Annotated in this window: 25 protein-coding genes; 6 read left to right on the top strand and 19 right to left on the bottom strand. The window is 57.5% G+C overall.

What is annotated here, in order from left to right; genetic code table 11:
- Nucleotides 1-195 (top strand): hypothetical protein, encoded by a 195-nt coding sequence (locus ACFWHB_RS10765; protein WP_268436239.1) that lies wholly within the window; start codon nucleotides 1-3, stop codon nucleotides 193-195.
- Between the two features lie 535 nt (nucleotides 196-730).
- On the opposite strand, the gene ACFWHB_RS10770 is transcribed toward ACFWHB_RS10765, so the two are convergent.
- The 8 genes from ACFWHB_RS10770 to ACFWHB_RS10805 all read right to left on the bottom strand — a co-directional run bounded on the left by ACFWHB_RS10770 (nucleotide 731) and on the right by ACFWHB_RS10805 (nucleotide 7,650).
- Nucleotides 731-970, bottom strand: a complete 240-nt coding sequence (locus ACFWHB_RS10770; protein ID WP_395948355.1) for a hypothetical protein — start codon at nucleotides 968-970, stop codon at nucleotides 731-733.
- Entirely contained in the window at nucleotides 967-1,179 is a 213-nt protein-coding gene (locus tag ACFWHB_RS10775; protein WP_395948356.1) for a hypothetical protein, read from the bottom strand. Before ACFWHB_RS10775 ends, ACFWHB_RS10770 begins: the two co-directional genes overlap by 4 nt.
- Before the next feature lie 453 nt (nucleotides 1,180-1,632).
- Complete coding sequence (locus tag ACFWHB_RS10780; protein WP_395950156.1) at nucleotides 1,633-2,973, bottom strand: zonular occludens toxin domain-containing protein; 1,341 nt, start codon at nucleotides 2,971-2,973, stop codon at nucleotides 1,633-1,635.
- Nucleotides 2,974-3,369 carry a DUF2523 family protein gene (locus ACFWHB_RS10785; RefSeq protein WP_395950157.1) on the bottom strand — a complete coding sequence of 132 codons (396 nt, stop codon included), beginning with the start codon at nucleotides 3,367-3,369 and terminating at the stop codon, nucleotides 2,974-2,976. It lies immediately after the preceding gene.
- Nucleotides 3,362-4,789, bottom strand: a complete 1,428-nt coding sequence (locus ACFWHB_RS10790; protein ID WP_395950158.1) for a hypothetical protein — start codon at nucleotides 4,787-4,789, stop codon at nucleotides 3,362-3,364. Before ACFWHB_RS10790 ends, ACFWHB_RS10785 begins: the two co-directional genes overlap by 8 nt.
- Before the next feature lie 117 nt (nucleotides 4,790-4,906).
- Entirely contained in the window at nucleotides 4,907-5,131 is a 225-nt protein-coding gene (locus tag ACFWHB_RS10795; RefSeq protein WP_395948352.1) for a hypothetical protein, read from the bottom strand.
- Between the two features lie 249 nt (nucleotides 5,132-5,380).
- Nucleotides 5,381-5,776 (bottom strand): hypothetical protein, encoded by a 396-nt coding sequence (locus tag ACFWHB_RS10800; protein ID WP_395948353.1) that lies wholly within the window; start codon nucleotides 5,774-5,776, stop codon nucleotides 5,381-5,383.
- A complete protein-coding gene (locus ACFWHB_RS10805) occupies nucleotides 5,764-7,650 on the bottom strand; it encodes a phage/plasmid replication protein, II/X family (RefSeq protein WP_395948354.1) in 1,887 nt (628 codons plus the stop codon). Before ACFWHB_RS10805 ends, ACFWHB_RS10800 begins: the two co-directional genes overlap by 13 nt.
- 140 nt (nucleotides 7,651-7,790) lie before the next feature.
- Between ACFWHB_RS10805 and ACFWHB_RS10810 the strand changes: the two genes are divergently transcribed.
- On the top strand, nucleotides 7,791-7,985 hold the full coding sequence (locus tag ACFWHB_RS10810; protein ID WP_268436239.1) for a hypothetical protein: 195 nt from the start codon (nucleotides 7,791-7,793) through the stop codon (nucleotides 7,983-7,985).
- A 535-nt stretch (nucleotides 7,986-8,520) separates the two neighbouring features.
- Here ACFWHB_RS10810 and ACFWHB_RS10815 read toward each other — a convergent pair.
- From ACFWHB_RS10815 to ACFWHB_RS10830, 4 genes are all read right to left on the bottom strand, one after another.
- Entirely contained in the window at nucleotides 8,521-8,760 is a 240-nt protein-coding gene (locus ACFWHB_RS10815) for a hypothetical protein (RefSeq protein ID WP_395948355.1), read from the bottom strand.
- Entirely contained in the window at nucleotides 8,757-8,969 is a 213-nt protein-coding gene (locus tag ACFWHB_RS10820; protein WP_395948356.1) for a hypothetical protein, read from the bottom strand. Before ACFWHB_RS10820 ends, ACFWHB_RS10815 begins: the two co-directional genes overlap by 4 nt.
- 397 nt (nucleotides 8,970-9,366) lie before the next feature.
- Nucleotides 9,367-10,644 carry a tyrosine-type recombinase/integrase gene (locus ACFWHB_RS10825; protein ID WP_395948357.1) on the bottom strand — a complete coding sequence of 426 codons (1,278 nt, stop codon included), beginning with the start codon at nucleotides 10,642-10,644 and terminating at the stop codon, nucleotides 9,367-9,369.
- Between the two features lie 288 nt (nucleotides 10,645-10,932).
- Nucleotides 10,933-11,238, bottom strand: a complete 306-nt coding sequence (locus tag ACFWHB_RS10830; RefSeq protein ID WP_139743885.1) for a YebG family protein — start codon at nucleotides 11,236-11,238, stop codon at nucleotides 10,933-10,935.
- Between the two features lie 256 nt (nucleotides 11,239-11,494).
- On the opposite strand from ACFWHB_RS10830, the gene ACFWHB_RS10835 reads away from it, so the two are divergent.
- From ACFWHB_RS10835 to rsmF, 4 genes are all read left to right on the top strand, one after another.
- Nucleotides 11,495-12,139 (top strand): paraquat-inducible protein A, encoded by a 645-nt coding sequence (locus ACFWHB_RS10835; protein WP_106886778.1) that lies wholly within the window; start codon nucleotides 11,495-11,497, stop codon nucleotides 12,137-12,139.
- Nucleotides 12,117-12,725: a paraquat-inducible protein A gene (locus ACFWHB_RS10840; protein ID WP_025326992.1), complete on the top strand. Its 609-nt coding sequence runs from the start codon at nucleotides 12,117-12,119 to the stop codon at nucleotides 12,723-12,725. The genes ACFWHB_RS10835 and ACFWHB_RS10840 overlap by 23 nt, the downstream gene beginning before the upstream one ends.
- 55 nt (nucleotides 12,726-12,780) lie before the next feature.
- On the top strand, nucleotides 12,781-15,333 hold the full coding sequence (locus ACFWHB_RS10845) for an MlaD family protein (protein ID WP_395948358.1): 2,553 nt from the start codon (nucleotides 12,781-12,783) through the stop codon (nucleotides 15,331-15,333).
- 128 nt (nucleotides 15,334-15,461) lie between these two features.
- Nucleotides 15,462-16,892, top strand: coding sequence for a 16S rRNA (cytosine(1407)-C(5))-methyltransferase RsmF (rsmF, locus tag ACFWHB_RS10850; RefSeq protein WP_395948359.1), 1,431 nt, complete (start codon nucleotides 15,462-15,464; stop codon nucleotides 16,890-16,892).
- Nucleotides 16,893-17,113: 221 nt separating this feature from the next.
- Here the strand turns inward: rsmF and ACFWHB_RS10855 are convergent, their stop codons facing one another.
- The 7 genes from ACFWHB_RS10855 to pabC form a co-directional block, all read right to left on the bottom strand.
- Nucleotides 17,114-17,401, bottom strand: a complete 288-nt coding sequence (locus tag ACFWHB_RS10855) for a RepB family protein (protein ID WP_234678119.1) — start codon at nucleotides 17,399-17,401, stop codon at nucleotides 17,114-17,116.
- A 225-nt stretch (nucleotides 17,402-17,626) separates the two neighbouring features.
- Nucleotides 17,627-18,655, bottom strand: a complete 1,029-nt coding sequence (locus ACFWHB_RS10860; protein WP_395948360.1) for a site-specific integrase — start codon at nucleotides 18,653-18,655, stop codon at nucleotides 17,627-17,629.
- A 286-nt stretch (nucleotides 18,656-18,941) separates the two neighbouring features.
- Nucleotides 18,942-19,721, bottom strand: coding sequence for a TatD family hydrolase (locus ACFWHB_RS10865; RefSeq protein WP_395948361.1), 780 nt, complete (start codon nucleotides 19,719-19,721; stop codon nucleotides 18,942-18,944).
- An 18-nt stretch (nucleotides 19,722-19,739) separates the two neighbouring features.
- Nucleotides 19,740-20,687, bottom strand: coding sequence for a DNA polymerase III subunit delta' (holB, locus tag ACFWHB_RS10870; protein WP_395948362.1), 948 nt, complete (start codon nucleotides 20,685-20,687; stop codon nucleotides 19,740-19,742).
- Entirely contained in the window at nucleotides 20,672-21,313 is a 642-nt protein-coding gene (gene tmk / locus ACFWHB_RS10875; protein ID WP_395948363.1) for a dTMP kinase, read from the bottom strand. Before tmk ends, holB begins: the two co-directional genes overlap by 16 nt.
- Entirely contained in the window at nucleotides 21,313-22,314 is a 1,002-nt protein-coding gene (gene mltG / locus ACFWHB_RS10880; RefSeq protein WP_162520022.1) for an endolytic transglycosylase MltG, read from the bottom strand. The genes tmk and mltG overlap by 1 nt, the downstream gene beginning before the upstream one ends.
- Nucleotides 22,304-23,110, bottom strand: coding sequence for an aminodeoxychorismate lyase (pabC, locus tag ACFWHB_RS10885; protein WP_368169616.1), 807 nt, complete (start codon nucleotides 23,108-23,110; stop codon nucleotides 22,304-22,306). The genes mltG and pabC overlap by 11 nt, the downstream gene beginning before the upstream one ends.
- Between the last annotated feature and the right edge of the window lie 33 nt (nucleotides 23,111-23,143).

Below are 23,143 nucleotides of genomic sequence, written 5' to 3' on the forward strand. Positions count from 1 at the left end.
ATGAAAGAGAGAAGAACAACCATGGGCGTGACCTTGGATCGAAAGCAGATCCTTCAAAAGGCCGTGCTGGATATAGCGAAGAAGAGCGGAACGGTCGTTAAGTGGACGGACGTTGTGAACTACATGATCGACGAGTACACGCAGGAAGCCGCTAAAGACCTCATAGACAAGATCAAGCAAGATCCCCAGCTATAGCCCCTTCAAGTTTTTACCACCCCGTTTCAAAGCTAACACACTAAAAAACAACAAGAATTAGCCCGAGTCCTAGTCCGGCTCCCGGAGTCAAAGCCACAGTTAGAGTACGTGGCTTGCTCCAACCCCACCCGGCCCCCTTCGGGGGCCAAAGTTCATGCCCTTACGTGAAAATTTTGACGTAGCCAGAGAGCGCAGCCCTTAGCCCGTTGCCCGCAGGGCCCACCCTCTCCGCAGGTGGACGAACGTGCAGGGGCCGCAAAGACGGCTTAGCAGGAAGGAGGGGGGTCACAGCCTCGGGGAAGCACTCTAAAGACGTTTCGGCGGGCCTAACACTTTCCCCAACATGAGCAACTGGGGGCCGCCTTATACTCGCTTGCACTTCGTGCGCTCGTTTGCAGCAGTGGATCACATGGGGAACGGGGGATAACCGGAAATGATAGCAGGCGGACGAGCTGCAGGACGCTGGCCAAGGCCGAACGCGCGAGAAGGTGATAGCAAAAAAACGCCCCGGGTTTATCCAGGGCGATGTGTTTTGCTACAGGTTGTTGAAGTCTTGCTGGGCCGCCTTGTACCGCTCGACAACCTGCCGATACTCGGCGAACTCACGGCGCAGGCTCTCCAGTTCGCCCCGCTGCCGCTCGACGGTCTGGCTTAACTGGACGAACGAGCCCGCAGCCATCATCACAGCCTTGGAGGCGGCACTCTGCCCGGTGGCCTGCTTCAGCTGCTCAACCACTTGATCCTCTTCCGGGGTCAATCGCAGGGTAAGAATCATGCCTTTCCCCTCACGTATTCGCGGATGATGGTTTTAACCTGCCCCACGGTGGCAGCAGCGGGGACAGTCAGGTTGTCCTGCTCTCTCTCGTCCAGGTAGACCAGCAACTGCTGATCGCCTTTGAACCAGAAGAACTCAAGCTGACGTTCGACCCATGCAGCATCGAGAACGCCTGAACGGTAATCAAAATTGATGGTCGGCTTAGCCATTTGGTATCACTCCCTTGACGGGCAACAGCGCCCCACTGAGGTAATGATAGCAAAATGCAGATGCCTGGTCGAGCTCGATGTGCGTTTTTGATAGCAAATAGTTGTCCAGGTAGCGCGCCGGCGACGAGATTTTGATAGCAATCCACAGTCGCGCATAACACAGATTATGTTACGGGCGCTCTGGCGTTGCGACGATGCCAGCGAGCTGGCCCACGTAGCGGCCTTGTCGCGTCCCCCTGCCCCTTACAGGAGCCTGGCAGGGGGCAGACCCTCAACATAATGCTGAACGACATTATGCGCGGTTGTGGCTTGGTGTGTGGCTCATGGGGGGAATGCGTCTGGTTGACGCCGATAATTCTGTTTATCGGCAACAACGGCGCCGGGCCGCTGGCCCTCGTCCGCTCAGCCCGCTACCGCGGGCCGCGCGGCCCGGCGCCGCAGTTGTTGATTAGATCAGCTCGCAACGTTGGTCAGACTCGCCAACTGGACGACACTCTCAGGGATGGCAGCCTTCTCAGGCATAGCTGGCTGATTGTTGTAGATCCTCGGCGCACAATTCACAGTCATGGCACGGCCATCCCGGTCAGTCACCACCGAATAGCAGTCCCCCAAGTAATCAACCTTGTAACCCATGTTCATCAGGTCATCAGAGTTAAACGCCAGTTCCTGATTGCCACGAACGCCAGAGAAGATCACCAGTCCCTCAAACCGCCCCGCATAGATAGCCCCACTAGCCCCAGTCATAAACAGTTCAGTCACCCGGAACGGCATCAGAAAAGGCTCAGCACTCCGGTCAGCAACGGCACCAGCAGCAGGCGCATCAGGAACAGGCACGCCCACAGTACCAGCAGGCGCAACAACACTTTGCGAAGCACCCACATCAGCAGCTGTCTGAGCAACTGCAACGGGCGGTTTAAGGAAGTGATACAGGTTGTAACCAAACCAACAAAGAGATAACGGAAGGACGCCAAACAAGACGACGCGCAGCTTGAGAGACGAGAACGGCCCTTTGGACTGTCCTGATTTGGTAATGTTTCCAGTCTGTGTGGATTTATATAAACGGTGTACAGCCACAGGCACATGCCTTTTAAACGTGACACTCTTTTGCGTAGGGATTCCATTTTCAAGTGGGTTATGTTCATAAATGCGAGGTTTCCGTTTTGAGAGGAAAAAGCTGTCCTTGCTGTTATAGGCAAATGCAGTTTCACAGCAGGCCCGAACAGGCCGAGGGATAGATGTAATATCAGGAGTGGCAAGAACAACGTCCCAGTTATAATGACGATGCCGCATGAATGACTCTTTTGGCGTGGTGGGATAAATAATCCTCCCCTCCCCGTCAAACACTACCCGGCCAGTATCATCCATATCACACTCTTCCAAGTGGTCAGGGCGATATGTATCTAACCTCTCTCTATATAGCGATATAAAGTCAGCGGGCAATATGGAGTCGTAATATTCAATGGGTTGAATATCATATTCACTCTTGCCGCTGAATACATCACGGTCGTATATATCCTGACATTCATCAATAAACACAAATGCACCAATAGGCATCCAGTGATGCCAGACCCGCCAAAGTTTCTGATACCTCGGGTCTTGAGATGACATTCTAAATAGTCGTGCTGTCTCAGGGAATTTTTCACCCAAGAACTCCTCTATTTTATGCAGAGGATACATACCCGCCACGTTCGTCACCACAAGACGCCCCTGCCTTAATGCAGGCAAAAGCCGATACCAAATAACAGATGAACTTTTGTAAGATCCATTGTGACCGTGTTCAATGACGATTGCCATTTACCACCCCATGAAGTTCAAAACAAAACGAGTAACATAGGCATTAATTATTAAATTAAGCCCATTTACAAAATTAAGCTGTTCAAGTGCCCATTTCACACCCGACGGCAATTGGGATATAGAAGCAAGCAGATAGCCACTCAAATTAATGTCAGTGGTTATCTGTTTTGCAACTAGGTAAGCAAACTTCAACATTTCAAGCTTTGCGGTAATAACACACAAGGTATAGAACTCAATGCCCCATGCAGTGAAGCGATGGAAGAGGCCGGGCACCTCCTCCGTCACCGTATAGTGAATGTCATTAAGCCTATTCCCTATGTAGTCAAGAAACGAGGAATCATCCGCCATAGCCAGCGCCGGAACGAACATCAAACAAAGAACCAAGATATTACGCATCACGCCTACCCCCTAACAAGATGCCAAAAGCTATTAGAACCGCCAAGAACCAAATAACTTGTGCAGGCCCAGAAGAGAAAAATAATTCAATATTTGATTTGCCACTCAAGTCAACCCGAGCGCCATTAATATCGTGATAATCATTTTCATAATTGCCCGACACCTCAAGTTTTCCAGGTGAAAACACCCCCTTGATTTCGTCCATCTGGGCTTGAATCTCGACCTGCTTATCAGTGACTTGCTGCTTAACACCCGCGATGGCCACCTCACCAAACACGTCTGAAAGGCCATTGCCGGGCACAGAACCAGAAGGCGAGAACGTACAAAGCGGCCCGGTGCAAGGCTTATCACCACCCTCACCACCATCACCACCATCACCATCACCATCACCACCATCACCGCCCTGCCCTCCGCCAGAATTTCCCCAGCCTGATTGTAACGCCTGTTGCGTCATGCCCTTGATAGCCGCAAGGCTGCCTTGCATATCTCCCAACTGAGATGAATTTGTGCTATTCATCGTGCTAAGCGTGCTATCTATAGACCCCAGCTTCCCAGACATATTGCGAAGGTTGGAATCCATTGACCTAGTATTGCCACTAATAGAACCCATAGTAGACATATTAGACTGCATCATTGCCTGTATAGCAGCCAGCTCCCCACCACCCGAACCACCACCACTAGAACCGCCGCCACTTCTAAGAATATCAGTTATGTATTGAAGTTCCCCACCCAAATAAGATATGTCCTGCCTCATATCAGAAAGCTGTTTAGTTCGCGCAATATCCTTATCATTCCAAAAGTTAGGTTCAAATACCGACTTTTCGCTTAGAGATTTTAAATGCGCAGTCATTTCAAAAAACAAGGAGCCATAACTCCCTACCCCGCCATTCATGCCAGTCGTGTTTTGAGCAATCTTAGCAATATCCTTGGCAATAAATTTTAATTCATAACGCTTTGCGTATTCAGTTGACTCATACGAATTTTTGAAGCGCTCAATATTAGTCGAAACAGCATCAAATCCATGTGCCAAATTAACACTTCCGCCATCATACACCCACAATGGAGGCGAACGATGCATAAACGGATCCCCGCCGCCATTATCCCCGCCGCCATTATCCCCACCGCCATTATCACCACCGCCATTATCACCACCGCCGTCACCACCACCGGATAAGGTGCACTCATTTCCATCGGAGAAATAAGGGCCTTTTATTGGAGGGGTAGCAGCAGGCAATTCAACGCAAACAGTACCACCCCCACCACCTCCGCAATATGCAGAACAGCCGCCAAGGGTCGAGCCGGAATAAGCTATACAAACAGGGCTTGGGGTGGATATATCAAGAGAGCCATAATTTACGCCCGGGGCGCAAGCAGCGTATGCGAGAGACGGTGAAAGCAGGAAGATAGATAAGTAACGCATGGTGACACCAAATAAAAAAGGGGGCTAAGCCCCCCTTGGTTTAGGAGGTGAACACCCCCGATAAGAAAGCCATCCCGAACACAAGCGCCCCTGTACAGGCAAGGGCGATAGCCAGGATCACTTACGCAGCCAGCCCACAATCATGGCGACACCGAACCCGAGGGCGGCCATGGTGATGACACCAGCAGTCACCAGCGCGTAGTTCGTCTGACCGGAGGTCAGCGCCGCTTTGATGGTGTCGGTCAGAGTTGCATCTACCGCGAACGCAGCGGGGGAGCTGAGAGCCACAGAACCAGCAACAACTACAACACCGTATTTTTTAGCCTGCTTGAAAAAAGTCATTTATTACACTCCACTGTATTTAAAGTTATCGACTTAATTTTCGGGCTATAAGCCCGGCCACATAGCCAGAAATAAATAACAGGATTAAATAACCCGATATTTGAATAAACTGGCCGCTATCGAAAACCAGCAAATCAGCGAGACCTGACACCTTGTCATAATCAGTCTGTGTCATCAGGATATAACCCGTGCAGGGAGTTATATCGCTGATCACATACTGCGACCCATTTAAGACAAGGCAAGAGGCCATCAGAATTTCGCTGGTTTTTCAGATTCTTGGGGGAGTTTCCCGCCTTCGCTGGCCTGTTTGATGGCCTCAGCAAGGGGGAGTTTCTTGCCGTTCGGCACGAAGCCAATGACGGTCGGTTTAGAGCCCTTGAGGCTAAAGGAGAGTTGGAACTCAAACTCTGCATTGCCGGGCACCAGCTCGCCAGAGCGGACGGCAGCATGGATGGCCTTCGCCAGCTTGTTACCATCGGAAGTGTCGACGGTGATCTTACCCAGGTCACACCCGGCGAACCCGTCACGAACGTCGATAGCGTCCTCAATGACATGGATATGAGCCCAGACGTTGCCGCCGTCGCTCTCATCCATCTGTCCAAAGCGGACGTTCACGAAGTTCACCATTTGCTTCATACCTGACATTGAATTTCCCCTTGCTTGATGTTGCGGCCACGGGAATCGGTGGCCTTGTGAGCCCAGTACCAAAGACGGTCTAACCGGGCCTTGGTGTGGGAGATTCGTTCACGGAGCTGGATGGCCTTGGCGATCATGTCCGGGTCTTGTTCGGCGTCGGCCAGTTGACAACGCAGTGAATCGAGGATGATCGAGAGCTTGCGGTGTTCAGTATCCGCATATGACCGGGCATCAAATTCAGGAGCCGAAGTGGTGCCGAGATAGGCAGCAAAATCATCCATCAGCTCTTCATCAGAGCCATAGTTGGGACGCTCTGGCAGCGGGATCTTGTAGTCGTCGTGATACTGGAAAATGTCCCCACGGATAAGCTCAAACGAGCCATCATCAAACACCGCAAGGTGCAGCTGCTCGTTGTCGTTGATGCGGAGCGGACGGCCAGCAATGAGGTGCTGTAAAGACGCCTCGGCAGCGGCGAGATCCACATAGGATCCAACGGCCTGCTGTATGAGCTGTTCACGGGACTGGCCGAACGACTGGACGAAGCCACGCCCGAACTTGTCGCCAATGCTCAGGATGTCGCCCTGCTTATCAAGCACGGTGCCCACGGGTTCAACGTAGTTCGCCGGGCGTTGAGCGGAGAAGTCCACCTTGATCAGGTGCAAAAGCTTGAGGGTCTGGCGCTTCTTCAGGTTCTGAAGTTGGGCCTTAGTCAGGCCGATAGCCATCAAGCAGTTCACGGCATCATAGAAGGTGCTGGAAGCGGTCAAGCGCTTGGTCTTGTCCCACCCGTCCGTTGCCAGACTGCGATAGAACAACATCAAGCGATCCGCACGGGCATAGCTCCATTTTTCGGTAGTAGAGCCATCGGGGTTGTTGATCACCTTGCAGCGCCCGTAATGCTTGCGCAGTTGCTCTTGAACCCGGCTGTTCTGGGTAAGGGAAACCTTGGTTGCCCCCAGTGCCTGGAACATGTCAGAGAAGAGATCACGCCATGCCCATTCGCAGAACGTCATGCCCTGATTGTCCGGGTTGCTCTCGAACTGACCAACAAACGTCAGGAACTGCCACACATTGCGGGGGATCTTGTTGCGCTCAAACCACCGGGTCAGCGCCCTACCCTCGAACCGCAGACGGTTAGCCGCGAAGGCGTTCAACTCTGGGCTCTCAAGATTCTGGATCACCGAGTCATAGCGGCTGGTCTTTTCGGTGCGCTTGGCCCGTTTCAGCTGCTCCAGCTGGTGCTGCATTTCGTTGTGCTTGGCGTAGACGACAAGAACCTTGGTTCGCCCGGCATCCTGCTGATCTTGGCTGCGCTTGTTGAAGTAGATGGTGCTTTCGTAATCGGACTCTTTGGCGGCCCGAAGGTGACGGTGTGAGAGATTGCCAATGGCGGAAAGGCAGTTAGCAAGCGTCTCAGCGTCGGGAAGCTGGATAGAGTTGGTAACGTCTACCCGGCGAATGTGGGCATTGCCCCAGTCGAGCATTTCAGCGACTCGGGGAAGGGCTCGAGCGAAGGCTGCGAGTAGTTCGAGGATACCAGCAGCAGCATTGTCCGGCCCGTAGACGTTGTGACCTTGCAGCAGCTTAGCCGGTGATGCCTTGAGAGCAATGCAAGGCCAACTGCGCTTGAGATGGGCCTGATGGAGCTTGACCGCGAGGTCAGTGAAGCTTGAAGGGAGAGACTCCCAGGGGTGATACAGATCATGAATGGTGCCCTCTCTATCAATGGCAAAGTCGACACGTCTTGAACCCAACGTGAGCCCACGGCGACCGCATTCCTCAAGGTCTACCATCCCTACAATGTCGGCGGACCCTGCGCCTATGCGCTGGGTAGTGCACCACCTATCTGAAAAGGGTATATGGATTTCCCAAAAGTCGTACATGGTCGTTCCGTGGCGTGTAAGTGTATACAAGTGTATCTAGGACTCGGATTGTACATATACGTATGAGCGTATACAAGCATCGGCGGGTAAGAGTATGCACGTATGAGTTATGATGTAGATCATCACTCAGAGGGGGTTACATGAAAGAGAGAAGAACAACCATGGGCGTGACCTTGGATCGAAAGCAGATCCTTCAAAAGGCCGTGCTGGATATAGCGAAGAAGAGCGGAACGGTCGTTAAGTGGACGGACGTTGTGAACTACATGATCGACGAGTACACGCAGGAAGCCGCTAAAGACCTCATAGACAAGATCAAGCAAGATCCCCAGCTATAGCCCCTTCAAGTTTTTACCACCCCGTTTCAAAGCTAACACACTAAAAAACAACAAGAATTAGCCCGAGTCCTAGTCCGGCTCCCGGAGTCAAAGCCACAGTTAGAGTACGTGGCTTGCTCCAACCCCACCCGGCCCCCTTCGGGGGCCAAAGTTCATGCCCTTACGTGAAAATTTTGACGTAGCCAGAGAGCGCAGCCCTTAGCCCGTTGCCCGCAGGGCCCACCCTCTCCGCAGGTGGACGAACGTGCAGGGGCCGCAAAGACGGCTTAGCAGGAAGGAGGGGGGTCACAGCCTCGGGGAAGCACTCTAAAGACGTTTCGGCGGGCCTAACACTTTCCCCAACATGAGCAACTGGGGGCCGCCTTATACTCGCTTGCACTTCGTGCGCTCGTTTGCAGCAGTGGATCACATGGGGAACGGGGGATAACCGGAAATGATAGCAGGCGGACGAGCTGCAGGACGCTGGCCAAGGCCGAACGCGCGAGAAGGTGATAGCAAAAAAACGCCCCGGGTTTATCCAGGGCGATGTGTTTTGCTACAGGTTGTTGAAGTCTTGCTGGGCCGCCTTGTACCGCTCGACAACCTGCCGATACTCGGCGAACTCACGGCGCAGGCTCTCCAGTTCGCCCCGCTGCCGCTCGACGGTCTGGCTTAACTGGACGAACGAGCCCGCAGCCATCATCACAGCCTTGGAGGCGGCACTCTGCCCGGTGGCCTGCTTCAGCTGCTCAACCACTTGATCCTCTTCCGGGGTCAATCGCAGGGTAAGAATCATGCCTTTCCCCTCACGTATTCGCGGATGATGGTTTTAACCTGCCCCACGGTGGCAGCAGCGGGGACAGTCAGGTTGTCCTGCTCTCTCTCGTCCAGGTAGACCAGCAACTGCTGATCGCCTTTGAACCAGAAGAACTCAAGCTGACGTTCGACCCATGCAGCATCGAGAACGCCTGAACGGTAATCAAAATTGATGGTCGGCTTAGCCATTTGGTATCACTCCCTTGACGGGCAACAGCGCCCCACTGAGGTAATGATAGCAAAATGCAGATGCCTGGTCGAGCTCGATGTGCGTTTTTGATAGCAAATAGTTGTCCAGGTAGCGCGCCGGCGACGAGATTTTGATAGCAATCCACAGTCGCGCATAACACAGATTATGTTACGGGCGCTCTGGCGTTGCGACGATGCCAGCGAGCTGGCCCACGTAGCGGCCTTGTCGCGTCCCCCTGCCCCTTACAGGAGCCTGGCAGGGGGCAGACCCTCAACATAATGCTGAACGACATTATGCGCGGTTATATATGAAGGCGACTGGCGGGCATATTTTCCCGCCATATAACGTTTGGCAGATACGCTGGGTAGCAACTTTGCGCAGTCTGCACACGGGCACTCATTCATGCAGGCGATCCAACGGCTTATGGTTGGCACTCTCGTGGCGTTCGCTGTTGCCGGTGTGCAGGTATTTGGAGGTGGTGTCTATGCTGTCGTGTCCCGCGTCTGCCTGTACGTGTGACAGTGGCCGGCCATGCAGGTTGATGTCGTGGGTGATACCGGTATGGCGGATGGAATGCGGCGTCAGATTGCGCATCTCGGCGGCATCCTGGGCAAAGCCATCCTGCTCGGCCAGGTTGGCCGCTTGCTCGAAGACTGCCATCACCAGATCCCGCAGTTGGCGGATGCCGAGATTGGCATTGAGCTCGCCTTGCTCCCGGCCATGAGCCGCCGCCCTGTGGCGCACGAAGAGCGGCGTCTGTTCGCCCGGGGCTGGCAGCGGCGAGAGCCCAAGAAAGGTGCGATAGCGTGCCAAGGCATCCAGCAGCGCCTGGGAGACGGCCACGGTGCGACGTTTGCCGCCTTTGCTGCGTGGAATGTCATAGCCCCAGACCCCAGTCTTGCTGTCGCGGCGAAACTGGCTCATGACGGGGCTGAAGCCCGGTCTGGCCGCCACCTCGGAGATACGCAGATAGCAGGCGTACATGAGGCAGATGAGAAACCGGCTGCGCTCATGCTGGGCCGGGCATTCGGTTGCCAGCCGCTCGGCGGCCTGCATCACATAGGACCATTGCAATTCGGTAAAGGACTGGGCCTCTTCACCGGCATCCTGGCTGTCTGGCCGCTTCACCCGTTGCAGCAAGAGTGCCGGATTGCGGTCCATGTACTCCTCCTGGATCAGGAACTGGAAGAAGGCCGACAGTATGGCGAGCTTGGTCTTCATCGCCTGCTCGCTCAGACGGTATGGCAGCTCGCGGCCCAGTTCCCGCTTGCCGAGAAACGGTCGCCACAAGGGGTTGGGCAACCGCTCTCCCCACTCCTTGTCGAGCACGAACTGGGCCACGTTTCGGTATGCGATAAGCCCTTGTGGCGGAGCCTGGCAGTAGTCGAGGTAGCGCATCATGATGCGCCTGGTGAGATCCTTGGGACTGATGGCCACCTCGCAGAAACACCAATGCAGGAAGGTGGTCAGCTCGCTTCGGTAGGTCTTGTAGTTGTTCTCGCTGTGGCGTTGCTCCAGCAGCCAGTCGACGGCCAGCTCATAGACGAGGCCGGCATCGGGGACATTGCCCAGGCTGAGAGTGGCCAGATACTGGTTGACCTGGGGGTTGCCCGCCTCCAGATGGAGCAGATTATCGAACAACGGCATGGCGGGTGGCAGTGACGGATGAGTCATGATGGTGCTTGTGAGTCTTGTTGAGTGAAGCTGGCTCGGCGCCGCGCAATCCTGATGCCGATAAATGGGGTTATCGGCATCAGGGGATGCCAGATGGCCCGGGTATGAGTCGTCAAGGCTTACCTGGCGGACCGCGGACACTATGGTATATGGTGTTTATTCAATGACTATGCAGTCTTGTTGGAAATTTCTCGGGGTAAATAGCGACAAAAATGACTGGAAATGGACTCTTCTTGAATATTGTGGGGCGGGAGCCAGGGCTGGACGCCCTGCCCCGCCCTTATTCTGTCAGGCCACGCTCTTGAGGGATTTTCCCTTGGGCTTCTCGGTATCCACCTTCTCTTCCTTGGGGCTGATCCCCTGCCCCTTGCCACCGCGCAGCACGTTTTGCAGCAGATCCCGCTGCTCGGCCAGGTAAAAGGCGAGGCTCTCCTGCTGCTCGGGTGCCAGCTGAACCGGTGCCCCGGCCAGCAGCGTCATCAGTTCATCGGCGGTATCCAGCAGCTTGTCATAGGCATCCGCCTCTTTCTTGCTGGCAAAGGTCATCTTCTCCACTCCCCCACGCACGACAACATACTTGATCTCAACGGCCATAGTGGCGTCCTCCTCATGATAGTGACTGCAAGTATATGTATGAATATACAGTGTTGCAAATAACACTCAGGATCCGCCACCGCGCCCATCACTGCATCATCTCCCCCTGGTCCGGCAACCGTGTACAGTGTTTCTCTCTATGGCCCAGCTGGTTGCCCGGCCGGGCCATCTTTTCTTGGCCAGAGGTTTCGCTCCGGCAAGACAGCGAGGGCGTTTTAGGGTAAATTTTATCAATTCCTTCAACAGGTTGAATCGTATGTCGGATCCCCACTCCGTGATCGTCTGCCCGGCGTGTGACTTGCTGATCGAACGCAAGCTGCTGCCCCTGCGTCGTCACGCCCATTGTCCGCGCTGTCACCAGCATCTCTATGGGCGCTATGCTTTTCGTCCTTCCCAGCTGATGGCCCTCACCATCACCGGCTTCCTGCTGCTCCCCTCCGCCTTCTTCGAGCCCCTGCTCTACCTGCGCCTGGCCGGAGTCAACTCTGATGCCAACCTGCTCAAAGGCATTCTGATGCTGTTTGAGGAGGGGGAACTCTGGGTGGCGAGCCTGGTGCTCTGGTGCGCCGTGCTGGCGCCGGCGGGGTTGCTGCTCGGTATCTTTGCGCTTGCCTCCGGCCTTGCCAAACGCTGGCACATGCTGGCCCCGACGCTCAAAGCCGTGGAGGTGTTCCGGCACTGGGCCATGCTGGAGGTCTACATCGTCAGCCTGATGGTCGCCCTGTTCAAGCTCATCGACATCGCCGACGTGCGTCTGGGGGGCGGTCTGCTTAGCCTCGGGATATTGATGCTGCTCAACATGACACTGCTCATTCTCTTTGACCCCGCCCCCTACTGGGAGCGGATACCGCTGCACAACGCCTCGCAGGAGCCTGATCATGATACCGACCAGCGCCCGTGAACTCGGGCTCTGCCGCTGCCACACCTGCGGCCTGCTGGTGCGCTACCAAAGTGCCATGAGCTGCCCTCGCTGCCACAGCCCCCTGCAGATGCGGATCCCCCGTTCGCTCGCCTGGTCATGGGGCCTGCTGGCGCTCGCCACCTTCATGCTGTTGCCCGCCAATCTGCTGCCCATCACCCACTTCTACAACAAGGGATTACTGCAGTCCGATACCATTTTCAGCGGTATCATGGCGCTCTATCGCAGCAAGATGTCGGGCATCGCCACCATAGTGCTGACCGCGAGCATCATAGTCCCCATCGGCAAGATACTGGGACTGGGCTGGATCTGCTGGCAGTTGCAGCGCAGCAAGCCGGTACGGCGCAAGCGTCAGCTCATCATGTATCGCATCATCGATTTCATCGGTCGCTGGTCCATGCTGGACCTGTTCGTGATCTCGCTGATGGTGGCCCTGGTGGATCGCGGTGTCTTGCTCAACGTGCGGGCAGGGCCAGGGGCAACCGCCTTCGCCGGCGTGGTGATCCTCACCATGATGTCGGCCCGGATGCTCGACACCCGCCTGCTGTGGGACAAGGCGGCCCGTTAATGCATTTTTTCTGTATCGGATGTGCTGTGCATCACAGCCAATTTAAGGAGTCGCTATGATCGGGGCTGAACCCGTCATTGAGAAACATCGCTGGTTATCCCCAGTCTGGTTGTTGCCCTTCATCGCCCTCTTGCTGGCGGGTGGTTTCATCTACCAGCAGTGGACGAGCAGCGGTCAACTCATTCGCATCAACTTTGCCCAGGGCAACGGCATCTTGCCGGGCAAGACCCAGCTGCGTTATCAGGGGGTGGCCATAGGGGTGGTCCAGGATCTGGAGCTGGCACAGGACGGTCGCAAGATAGCCGTGCTCGCCAAGGTCGACAGCCGCGCCCGCCCGCTCATCCGCAAGGGATCCGACTTCTGGCTGGTGAGCCCCAAGGCCTCCCTCACCGAGATCTCCGGCCTAGATACCCTGGTCTCCGGCAACTACATCAACCTGCAACCCGGTCGGGACAACAACCCGCTGGAGGACGAGTTCGATGCCCTGGACGGCCCTCCCCCCGGCTATCAGGCCCAGGGGCGCACCTTGCACCTGACCGCCGACTCTCTGGGATCGGTCGGCATCGGTGCCAGGATCTACTTCCGCGGGCTCGAGGTCGGCAGCGTCATCAATACCCGCCTGGGGGAGGATAACCAGAATGTGATCCTGGACCTGGTGATAGAGCCGCGCTTCGAGCACCTGGTCAAGGTGGATACCCGCTTCTGGAACATCAGCGGCATCAAGGGCTCCTTCAGCCTGGCCGGTGTCAGTGTGGAGGCTGGCAGCCTCACCTCCATACTGAGCGGCGGCATAGCGTTCGACTCCCCCAAGGAGTCGCCCGTCGCGCAGAAGGGGCTCAATTTCACCCTCTATAAAGGGCTGGCCGAGGCGGCCCGGGGCGAGCGCATCAGCATCCAGGCGGGAGATCTGCCAGTCAAGGAAGGCATGCCCATCCTCTATGAAGGGATAGAGATTGGCAGGATAGACCCCATTCGCCTGACCGAGCAGGGCCGGGTCGTCACGGCGCTGATCAACCCCGAGCAGGCATTTCGAATGACCGGCAAGAGCCGTCTGGTCTGGGAGACTGTCTCCCTCTCCCCCACCGGGGTCAAGCACGCGGATCGCCTGCTGGCCGGACCGGCCATTCGTCTCGACTATGTGGCAGGTGAAAAGGTCAGCACCATGACGCTGGCGAGCCAGGAGCAGCGCGATGGCATCAAGCTGACCCTGCAGGCGGACGATCTCGCCGGCTTGAACGAGGGCGCCCCGCTCTGGTTCAAGGGGTTGCAGATAGGCCAACTGGGCGCACTGACCCTGGATGGCAGCGGCAATGCCAGCGTCAGCCTGGTGGTGAACGAGGGTTATCAGCATCTGCTGAAGCGGGCCCGCTTCTATCGTGCCGCCCCCTTGCAGGTGCAGGCCGATCTGAGCGGCCTCAAGGTGGAGACCAGCCCGGCGAGTGCCTGGCTGGCAGGCGGGATCAAGCTGGTCCAGGCCACCGGGGGGGAGCGTATCGACCGCCTCTACCCCAGCCAGGAGCTGGCCCTGCTCGGCAGCCGTGATGCAAGACCCGAGCGCTGGACACTGCGCGCCGAGCAAGCTGACGGGATAGGCGTAGGCTCCCCCGTCCTCTATCTGGGGCTGGAGGCGGGCAAGGTCAAGGCGTTGAAAGCCGAGGAGCGCGGGGTGGCTATCACCCTGGAGATAGACGCCGTCTATGCCCCCCTGCTCAAGCAGCAGCCCCAGTTCTGGAAGAAGGCGGCCATCGACGGCAAGATCCGGCTCGACGGGGTGCAGGTCAAGATGGGCAACCTCGCCACCCTGCTTCGCGGCGCCATCGAATTTGACCGGCTCGGCACCGGCCGCAGCAGTCATCAGCTATTTGACAGCAAGGAGCAGGCCAGCACCCAGGTGCGGACCCTGACCCTGACCGCCGACAGCAATCCCGGGCTCGGGGTGGGCAGTCCCATCCGTTATCGCGGGGTGGACATCGGCAAGGTGGAGCAGATTGAACTGGATCCCTCCCTGGGTCAGGTGAGCTTCAGGGCCGAGCTGGATGGGCAGTACGCCGCCCGTTTCCTGCAGAGCGGAGCACGCTACACCCTGGTGCAGGCCAAGCTCGGGCTGGGGGGCGTCTCCCACCTCGACACCCTGATCAAGGGCGCCTTCGTGGAGGCAAGCCCGGGTCAGGGCGCGGGCAAGGAGCGCTTCCCTCTGAGTCAGAGCACCCCCATCGGATTGGCCCTGACCCTCAAGAGCCCCTCCGTCAGCGGCATCAGCGTCGGCAGTCCCCTGCTGTTTCGCAAGATGGTGGTGGGCAGCGTCAGCGGGGTGGCGCTGGCCCGGGATGGCAGCGAGGTGCTGATCGAGGTGAACGTCGCTCAGGAATATGCCCACCTGGTACGCGCCAACAGCCGCTTCTGGAACGTGTCCGGGGTCAAGGCCGACATCGGCCTGACCGGCGGCACCATAGAGGTGGAAACAGTGCAGAGTCTGCTGACCGGCGGCATCGCCTTCAACACCCCGGAGCGGGAGATGGGGCCGACCGTCAAGGCCGGCCACCACTACCCGCTCTATGGCAAGGCGGAGAAGGAGTGGCTGGAGTGGAGCCCCCGCATCCAGCCCTGATGTTCCCTGACCCTTTGACTCAAGCCCGGCCCAGCGCCGGGCTTGCTCGTTTTGCCCATCGCCCATTCAGAATATTCCGCCCCCTGTGGTACTATGTCGCCCCTCTTTTGGGTCAGCGAGACGGCACTGTGCACGACAATACCTACCTTCCCGAACACTTCCTGCGTCATATCGCGGACATCATGCCGGCCCATCTCTCCATGGATGCGTTCGTGGCGAGCTGTCGGCGGCCGCTGCGGCGCAGCATCCGGGTCAACACCCTCAAGATCTCTGTGCCCGACTTCGTGACACGCATGGCGCCACTGGGCTGGCAGCTGGATCCCGTGCCCTGGTGCGAGACCGGCTTCTGGCTGACCCGTGCCGACGAGAGCGTGCCCCTTGGCAACAGCGCCGAGCACCTGTGCGGCCTCTTCTACATCCAGGAAGCGAGCTCCATGCTGCCGGTGACGGCGCTCTTTGCCAGCGAGCGGATAAAGCACGATGGCATGCTGCTGGATGCGGCGGCGGCGCCCGGCTCAAAGACCACCCAGGTAGCGGCCCTGATGGACAACCAGGGCATGCTGGTCGCCAATGAGTTTTCCAGCAGCCGGCTCAAGGTGCTGAGCGCCAATATCCAGCGCTGTGGCGTGACCAATGTGGGCATGACCCATTTCGATGCCAAGGTGTTTGGCCAGTGGTTGCCGGAAACCTTCGATGCCATCCTGCTTGATGCCCCCTGCTCGGGGGAAGGCACAGTGCGCAAGGATGAAGATGCCCTGCGCAACTGGAGTCTCGAGAGCATCGAGGAGATTGCCGCTGTGCAACAAGGCCTGCTGGAGAGTGCCTTCCACGCCCTCAAGCCTGGCGGCGTGCTGGTCTACTCCACCTGTACCCTGAGCCTGCAGGAGAACCAGGCCGTCTGTCAGTCGCTGCAAGACAAGTTCGGCGACGCCCTGAGTATCGACTCCCTGGCTGACCTCTTCCCCGGTGCCGGGCAGGCCTGTACCCCTGAGGGTTACCTGCATGTCTGGCCCCAGATCTTCGACAGCGAGGGCTTCTTCGTTGCCAGGATCAGCAAGCATCACTCAGTGCCCAATACCATGTTCAAGCCGGGCAAGCTCGGCAAATTCCCCTTCTCCCCGCTGCCGGCGAAAGAGGCCGAGCCCATGTTGCGGGAGATAGAGGCGAGCTTCGGGATAGTTCCGCGCGGCCAGCTGTGTGGCCGCAATGACGAGATCTGGCTCTTCCCTCACGCCTTTGAGCAGGTGCAGGGCAAGCTGCGCTTCGATCGCATCGGCATCAAGCTGGCGGAAACCTTCAAGAAGGGTTATCGCCTCACCCATGAATGGGCGCTGGCTTACGGCAGCCTGGCCACCCGGGGATGTGTCGAGCTGGATGCCGCCAACGGGCGTGAATTCATGATGGGACGGGATGTCTGGCCCGAGCTGGCTCCGGGAACGGGGGAAGTGATCGTCCGCTATCAGGGGCATCCGCTTGGTATGGGGAAATGGGTGGGGAGTCGCATCAAGAATGCCCTGCCCCGTGAGTTGGTGCGGGACAACAACTTGTTCAATGAGTGAGATGTCGGCGGCCATGTCAAGGACAGACACCTGTTCGAGTCTGGAAAACCCACACTCTGGTTGAACTTTTAGTCACTTCTTGAAATGCCTCGCGCCTTGTCTAAGCTTAAGGCAATCCGCATATCAATTAGCGCACGGCTCTGCAAGGAGCCAATTCCCCTATGCCAGGTACAAGGAATTCGTACCTGGCTTTTTTTATTCCCACGATTTGCTCACTCTGCTCAATCTATGGTGTCCGCCCGAGATTGCTCTTCATGGTGAGCGTGCTGGTCACTGTGCTCTTCAACATATTGCGGCACCAGCTCGTGCTGATAGAGCAAGTCGATCGCCTGCTCGATGAGGGAGGCCTGGTTGTCTTCCAGATGCTGACCGAGCTCCTGCAACCGCTCGGCGTGGCGATTGCTGATCCAGCATTGCAGCCTGCTGTGGGTTTCCTGCTTGCGTTTCACGTGTTGGCGTTGCCGCTCGGCATTGTCTTGCGCCACATTCATCTTCATTTCCTGGCTCATACGACCTTGCTAACTAAGAGAGTGGAGCTTGTTATCTCTCACCTCTGCTCGACCAGAGGCGCCGGAATGACACTCCCCTGCAAAGGGGTGAGAGCCGCCGCTTGTGCCTGGCTCTTTTCCCTTCATGGTACTGACGCTTCACCGGCACTGCGTCGGGGGGCGATAAATATATCATCAAATCAATCAGATGGTATTTAACATAAAAAATGCCGTGGCGCGGTTATCTTACAGCAAGCCTGCGAGGGCATGATCGGAGAACTTGTGCGCATCGTCGAAATACTCCTGCAGGGTACGCATGTCCTTGTGCCGTGTCACCTCGATGATCTTGTTCATGGGCTTGCCCGCGGTCACCGCCGAGGTGATGAAGCCTCGGCGCAGGCTGTGGCCACTGACATAGAGATCATCGATGACCTGGCCTGTTCGCCGCTTGATCATCAGGTTGATGCCTTGTGGGCCCAGGGGCTCAGCGGTGAGCTGCCCCCAGCGCGTCATGCGGCGAAACAGCGGCCCCTGGCTTATGCGGCTTGCTTTCAACCAGCGGCTGAGGGCGGTCACAGGGCAATACTGCTTGCAGGGAATCAGCGCTATCTCGGTTTCATGGAGTTGATGCTTGCTCGGTTTTAGGCGAAGGCGGATCCCCTGCCCCACGAAGTCGAGATCGCTCACCTCGATGCGAGCCGCCTCCGAACGGCGTAGGGCGCCGCTGAACATCAAGAGCAGCAAGGTGTGATCCCGTAGCCCCGCCAGGGTGGAGGTGTCTATCTCGTCGAGCACCCGGGTCAGGGGTTGCAGGGTCAGGGCTCCCGTCTTGCGCTTGCGGTTATCACCGAGGCGCACTATGCCCCGCATCATCTCCTTTATTTCCGCATGCTCGGTTGGCATGGGATGAATGCCCTTCTGCTTGAAGGCATAGCGGATACCGGCGAGCCGCCTCACCAGGGTGGCCGGTTTTCGAGGCTCCCCGTTACGCAGCTCCCCCTTCCCCTCCTCTTTATCCAGCCATACCCAGTCCGCCAATATGCCGTCGGCCTGATCCGCCAGAAAGTTCATGATATCGTGATGACTGGTTTGCAGCGGATCCAGCCCATGCAACTGGCACCAGAATACGAAGATACGGGTATCTGCCTGATAGGCATTGAGGGTGGAATCCGCTTTTGCACTGCGCAGGAAACGCCGGGCACGACTATTGAGCGCAGGATCGAACACAGTCTGCAATGACTGCTGAGCAGGTGGTGAAATGGTTGGATAGGCCACGTAAGTCTATGATTCGATATGGAGTTTAGCAGGATCTTACAGGATCTTTCAGATCCATCAAGTATCGATAATGAATATTATCGATACTTATAGAGTATTGATTTAATACCTCCAACCTCCCGGGATTATGAGCAGGATCACTTCGTATCCGTCACTGGCGTTTTCCAGAAGATGAGTCCGAACCTGATATTTCAGTGAGAGATAACGATGTGGGGAATTGATATTGGCCGGGGCAATCAGGCTGATGATTTAAATAAAGAGCCTCGACAGACGGGGCTCTTTATGATCATTTCTTCGCCAGCTTGAATAGCTCAAAGAAATTGTGGCTGGTGGCTTCTGCCAATTCGGCCAGCGATATCTGCCGCAGATCCGCAATAAATTGCGCGACGTCTCGCACGAAGGCGGGCTCGTTCTCCCTCCCCCGGTGAGGAACAGGGGCGAGATAAGGGGAGTCCGTCTCGATCAGCAATCGCTCCAGTGGCAATGCCTTGACCACGGCCTGCAGTGCAGAGGCATTCTTGAAGGTGGCTATTCCCGAGATGGAGATGTAAAAGCCCATCTCCATGGCGGCCTGAGCCATCTCGAGAGACTCGGTGAAACAGTGCAGCACGCCCCCCACCTGATCGGCCCCCTCTTCACGCATGATCTGCAAGGTGTCTTGTTGGGCATCCCGGGTGTGAATGATAAGGGGCTTGTTCAGGGCCCGGGCCACCCGGATGTGTTCCCGGAAGGAGGCTTGCTGCACCTCCTTGTTTTCCAGCGAATAGAAGTAGTCGAGCCCGGTTTCGCCTATGGCCACCACTCTTTCATCCGCCGCCTGCGTCAGCAGCAAGGGGGCATCCACACCGGGATCCTGATTGAGCGGGTGGACGCCACAGGAGGCAAACACCTGGGGATAAGGGGCGATCGCCGCCAGCATGGTCGGGAACTGTGCCTGGGTCACGCTGACGCAGAGAAAATATCCCACATTCAGTTTCGCGGCCTTGGCCAGGACATCGGCCATGTCGGTCTGCTTGCTGCCATAGCTGAGGCGGTCGAGATGGCAGTGGGAATCAACGAGTAACATAGATGACCTTGTAACTTGTCATAACCAGCGATTGAGCCAGTTCATCAGATGGATGGTGGGATTGGAAAGTTGACCCGGCTGGCAGGCGGCCTTGAGCGTCACCAGCTGCTGCTCCGCCTCCAGCAATCTTTCGCTGGAGTGGCGCTCGGCCAGTTGCTCGCTGAGGGCAGCCAAGTCCGGCATCGCCAGCTGATGATGGCCACAGCCCGCCTGGATCTTGAGGGCATCGCACAAGAAGAGTTGCAACCAGTGCAACCTGATCTGACTCTCCTCCGCCAGCTGGGAACAGACACTCGCCGCCCGGGTCGGCGTCTGTGACAGGGAGATGAAGCTCTCGAGCAGCATGCGTCTGGCCCCATCCTGCTGCTCTTCGATGTAACTGAGCACACGAAGCGGTGCCCCCTGACAGATCCGCACCTGGGCCTGAGTTGCCTGATGACCCTGTTCACTCAGCCAGCGCAGTGTCTCCCCCTCAGTCGGCAGCTGACAGACATGCTTGTGACAACGGCTGAGGATGGTGGGCAGCAGGCGGGAAACCCTGGAGGCGATCAGCAACAGCAGACTGTCACCGGCCGGCTCTTCCAGGGTTTTCAGCAGGGCATTGGCGGCGGACTCCGTCATCCGCTCGGCATCCGGAATGATCACCACCTTGCCGCGCCCCAGCTGGGAGGTGCTCTGCAGGCGGCCGCAGATCTCGCGGATGGTCTCTACCCCTATGCTCTTGCTGTCGGCACCTATGGTGCCGAGATCCGGGTGATGACCCTTGTCCAGCAGCTGACAGGCGTGGCAGTGACCGCAGGGTTCACCGCGATCCGGTTGCTGGCAGAGGTGCAGGCGCGCCAATCGTTCTGCAAGCTGCTCCTTGCCAAGGCCGGGATCCCCGAGCAGCAGCCAGGCGTGACCCAGGCGACCGGCCTGGGCGGTCTGGCTCAGGGCCTGCCAATCCGGGATCAGCCAGGGATACATAGGCGCTCGTTCGACAGGTATTGGTCCAGTGCTGCTTCGATGGAGGCCTTGACCCTATCCGGCGTCTGGCTCGCATCGATCACCAGGATGCTGTCATCCTTGGCCGCGAGTTCCAGGTAACGGGCGCGGGTGCGCTCGAAGAAGCTGAGCTGTTCCAGCTCGATGCGATCCAGCTCGCCGCGATGGCGGGCACGTTGCAGACCGAGGGCGGGATCGATATCGAGGTAGAGGGTCAAATCCGGCTTGAAGTTGCCGAGCACCGCCTGCTTGATGGCGCCGATGAGCTGGGCATCGATACCGCGACCGCCCCCCTGATAGGCCTGGGAGGAGAGATCATGGCGATCACCCACCACCCAGATGCCCTCGGCCAGGGCCGGCTTGATCCGGGTCTCCACGAGTTGCACCCGGGAGGCATACATCAGCAGCAACTCGGCTTCTATGGTGAGGCGCTCGTCGTGCACCTCCTTGACGATGGCGCGCATCCGCTCCGCCAGGGGGGTGCCACCCGGCTCACGAGTGCACTCGATCCTGTCGATGCCATGGGCATGCAGATAGTCGGTCACATAACGCACCGCGGAGCTCTTCCCTGCCCCTTCCAGTCCTTCAATCACGATAAATTTAGACATTAGGGTTTCTTCAATATGAATTCGCGAACCGCTCTATTGTGTTCATCGAGGGTCCTGGAGAAATAGTGGGCCCCGCCCCCCTTGGCGACGAAATAGAGATAGTCGGTCGACTTGGGGTTGAGCGCCGCCTCGATGGAGGCCTTGCCCGGCATGGCGATGGGGGTGGGCGGCAAGCCATCGATCACATAGGTGTTGTAGGGATTCACATCGGTGAGATCGCTGCGGCGAATGTTGCCATCGTACCTGTCCTTCACCCCGTAGATGACGGTGGGATCTGTCTGCAGCTTCATGCCAAGGCGCAGCCGATTGACGAACACAGAAGCGATCTGCGCCCGTTCGTCCGGCTGGCCCGTCTCTTTCTCGATGATGGAGGCCATGATGAGCGCCTCATAAGGCGTTTTGTAGGGCAGATTGGCCTGCCGCTTCTCCCAGCGCTCCTGCAGGAAGGCCTTCATGTCCTGATAGGCGCGGCGCAGAATGGAGATGTCGCTGGCATGGGTGGTATAGGCGTAGGTTTCCGGCAGGAACCAACCTTCCAGCTTGCCGTTGTCGATGCCAAGCTCCTGCGCCAGCTCAGTCTCGCTCTGCTCCACGGTCAGCCGCTCAAGGTAAGGGGCGCTCGAGAGCTGCTTCAACCAGTCCTCGAAACGGGAACCCTCGACAAAGGTCAGGCTGAAATGAAACTCCTTGCCGGAGGCAAACAGGGAGAGGGTCTCCTTGAGCGGGGCCCCTTCCTTGATCTCATAGGTACCCGACTTGATGGCGACCAGCTCGGGGTGACCACGCAGCCAGAGCCGCACCGCCCAGGGGCTGGTTTCCCCCTCCCCCAGTTCGGCAATCAGGCGCGCCGCATGGGCGCCTTTTTCGACGGTAAAGAGGCGCGTCGGCCCCTTGTTGGTGAGCGTCTCCACCTGCTGCCATTTGTAATACACATAACCCCCGGCGACGGCAACGGTCAGGGCTGCCCCCGCGAGCAGGGTGTAGAGCCGATTAAACTTCAATGACCAAACGCTCCTGTAAACGGCGGATCAATACCGGGCTGGGATAATGCACATCCCCAATGCTGGTGACCGGCACTATGCCCATCAGGGTATTGGTCAACCAGACTTCTTCGGCCTGCCACAGTGACTCCAGCGGAGCCTCCACGACACGCAGCTCAATGCCCATCTGTTTAAGCATCATGATCACGCGCTTGCGCATGATGCCATCTATCCCTGCGCGGGAGAGATCCGGTGTGAACACCGTCTTGCCACGACGCCAAAACAGATTCGCGCTGACTCCTTCTACCAGAAATCCACGGCTGTTCAATACTATACCTTCGACTCCACCCCGCGCGGCAAGTTCGCTTTTGAGCAGAACTTGTTCCAGACGACCCAGGGTCTTGAGCCCTGCCAGCATGGGAGCATCGCCGAGCTGTTGCTGGCAGATCAGGGCGGCGATGCCGTTTTGCTGCCAGCCAAGGTAGTGGGCCGGGTATGGTGCCAGGGAGACGATGCGGGTGGGCGTGTTGCATCCCGCGCCATCATAGCCTCGTCCCCCACTGCCACGGGTCAGCACTATCTTGGCGACAGCCTGCGTCTGCCCTGCTGCCAATTGCGCCACCTCGGCGGCCAGACTATCCCAGGGAAGTTCCGCAAACCCGAGTCTGGCGCAGGCATGCTGCAACCTGGCCAGGTGTGCCGGCCACCAGATCACCTGCCCCTGCTTCACCAGCATGGTGGTGAAATGGCCGTCCCCGTATGCCAGCCCTCTATCCCTGGCGGACACTGCTTCTGTCGGTATTCCATTAATCAGCAAGGGGGTCCCTCCGATAAAAAAGGCCCGATACGG

It is taken from the genome of Aeromonas mytilicola subsp. aquatica (assembly GCF_044336385.1).
In the GTDB taxonomy this organism is placed as follows: domain Bacteria; phylum Pseudomonadota; class Gammaproteobacteria; order Enterobacterales; family Aeromonadaceae; genus Aeromonas; species Aeromonas rivipollensis.

Bases quoted from the DNA above. Each gene is read 5' to 3' on its own strand.
- ACFWHB_RS10765 (WP_268436239.1), top strand. From the start codon at position 1: ATGAAAGAGAGAAGAACAACCATGGGCGTGACCTTGGATCGAAAGCAG.
- ACFWHB_RS10770 (WP_395948355.1), bottom strand. From the start codon at position 970: ATGATTCTTACCCTGCGATTGACCCCGGAAGAGGATCAAGTGGTTGAG.
- ACFWHB_RS10775 (WP_395948356.1), bottom strand. From the start codon at position 1,179: ATGGCTAAGCCGACCATCAATTTTGATTACCGTTCAGGCGTTCTCGAT.
- ACFWHB_RS10780 (WP_395950156.1), bottom strand. From the start codon at position 2,973: ATGGCAATCGTCATTGAACACGGTCACAATGGATCTTACAAAAGTTCA.
- ACFWHB_RS10785 (WP_395950157.1), bottom strand. From the start codon at position 3,369: ATGCGTAATATCTTGGTTCTTTGTTTGATGTTCGTTCCGGCGCTGGCT.
- ACFWHB_RS10790 (WP_395950158.1), bottom strand. From the start codon at position 4,789: ATGCGTTACTTATCTATCTTCCTGCTTTCACCGTCTCTCGCATACGCT.
- ACFWHB_RS10795 (WP_395948352.1), bottom strand. From the start codon at position 5,131: ATGACTTTTTTCAAGCAGGCTAAAAAATACGGTGTTGTAGTTGTTGCT.
- ACFWHB_RS10800 (WP_395948353.1), bottom strand. From the start codon at position 5,776: ATGTCAGGTATGAAGCAAATGGTGAACTTCGTGAACGTCCGCTTTGGA.
- ACFWHB_RS10805 (WP_395948354.1), bottom strand. From the start codon at position 7,650: ATGTACGACTTTTGGGAAATCCATATACCCTTTTCAGATAGGTGGTGC.
- ACFWHB_RS10810 (WP_268436239.1), top strand. From the start codon at position 7,791: ATGAAAGAGAGAAGAACAACCATGGGCGTGACCTTGGATCGAAAGCAG.
- ACFWHB_RS10815 (WP_395948355.1), bottom strand. From the start codon at position 8,760: ATGATTCTTACCCTGCGATTGACCCCGGAAGAGGATCAAGTGGTTGAG.
- ACFWHB_RS10820 (WP_395948356.1), bottom strand. From the start codon at position 8,969: ATGGCTAAGCCGACCATCAATTTTGATTACCGTTCAGGCGTTCTCGAT.
- ACFWHB_RS10825 (WP_395948357.1), bottom strand. From the start codon at position 10,644: ATGACTCATCCGTCACTGCCACCCGCCATGCCGTTGTTCGATAATCTG.
- ACFWHB_RS10830 (WP_139743885.1), bottom strand. From the start codon at position 11,238: ATGGCCGTTGAGATCAAGTATGTTGTCGTGCGTGGGGGAGTGGAGAAG.
- ACFWHB_RS10835 (WP_106886778.1), top strand. From the start codon at position 11,495: ATGTCGGATCCCCACTCCGTGATCGTCTGCCCGGCGTGTGACTTGCTG.
- ACFWHB_RS10840 (WP_025326992.1), top strand. From the start codon at position 12,117: ATGATACCGACCAGCGCCCGTGAACTCGGGCTCTGCCGCTGCCACACC.
- ACFWHB_RS10845 (WP_395948358.1), top strand. From the start codon at position 12,781: ATGATCGGGGCTGAACCCGTCATTGAGAAACATCGCTGGTTATCCCCA.
- ACFWHB_RS10855 (WP_234678119.1), bottom strand. From the start codon at position 17,401: ATGAGCCAGGAAATGAAGATGAATGTGGCGCAAGACAATGCCGAGCGG.
- ACFWHB_RS10865 (WP_395948361.1), bottom strand. From the start codon at position 19,721: ATGTTACTCGTTGATTCCCACTGCCATCTCGACCGCCTCAGCTATGGC.
- holB (WP_395948362.1), bottom strand. From the start codon at position 20,687: ATGTATCCCTGGCTGATCCCGGATTGGCAGGCCCTGAGCCAGACCGCC.
- tmk (WP_395948363.1), bottom strand. From the start codon at position 21,313: ATGTCTAAATTTATCGTGATTGAAGGACTGGAAGGGGCAGGGAAGAGC.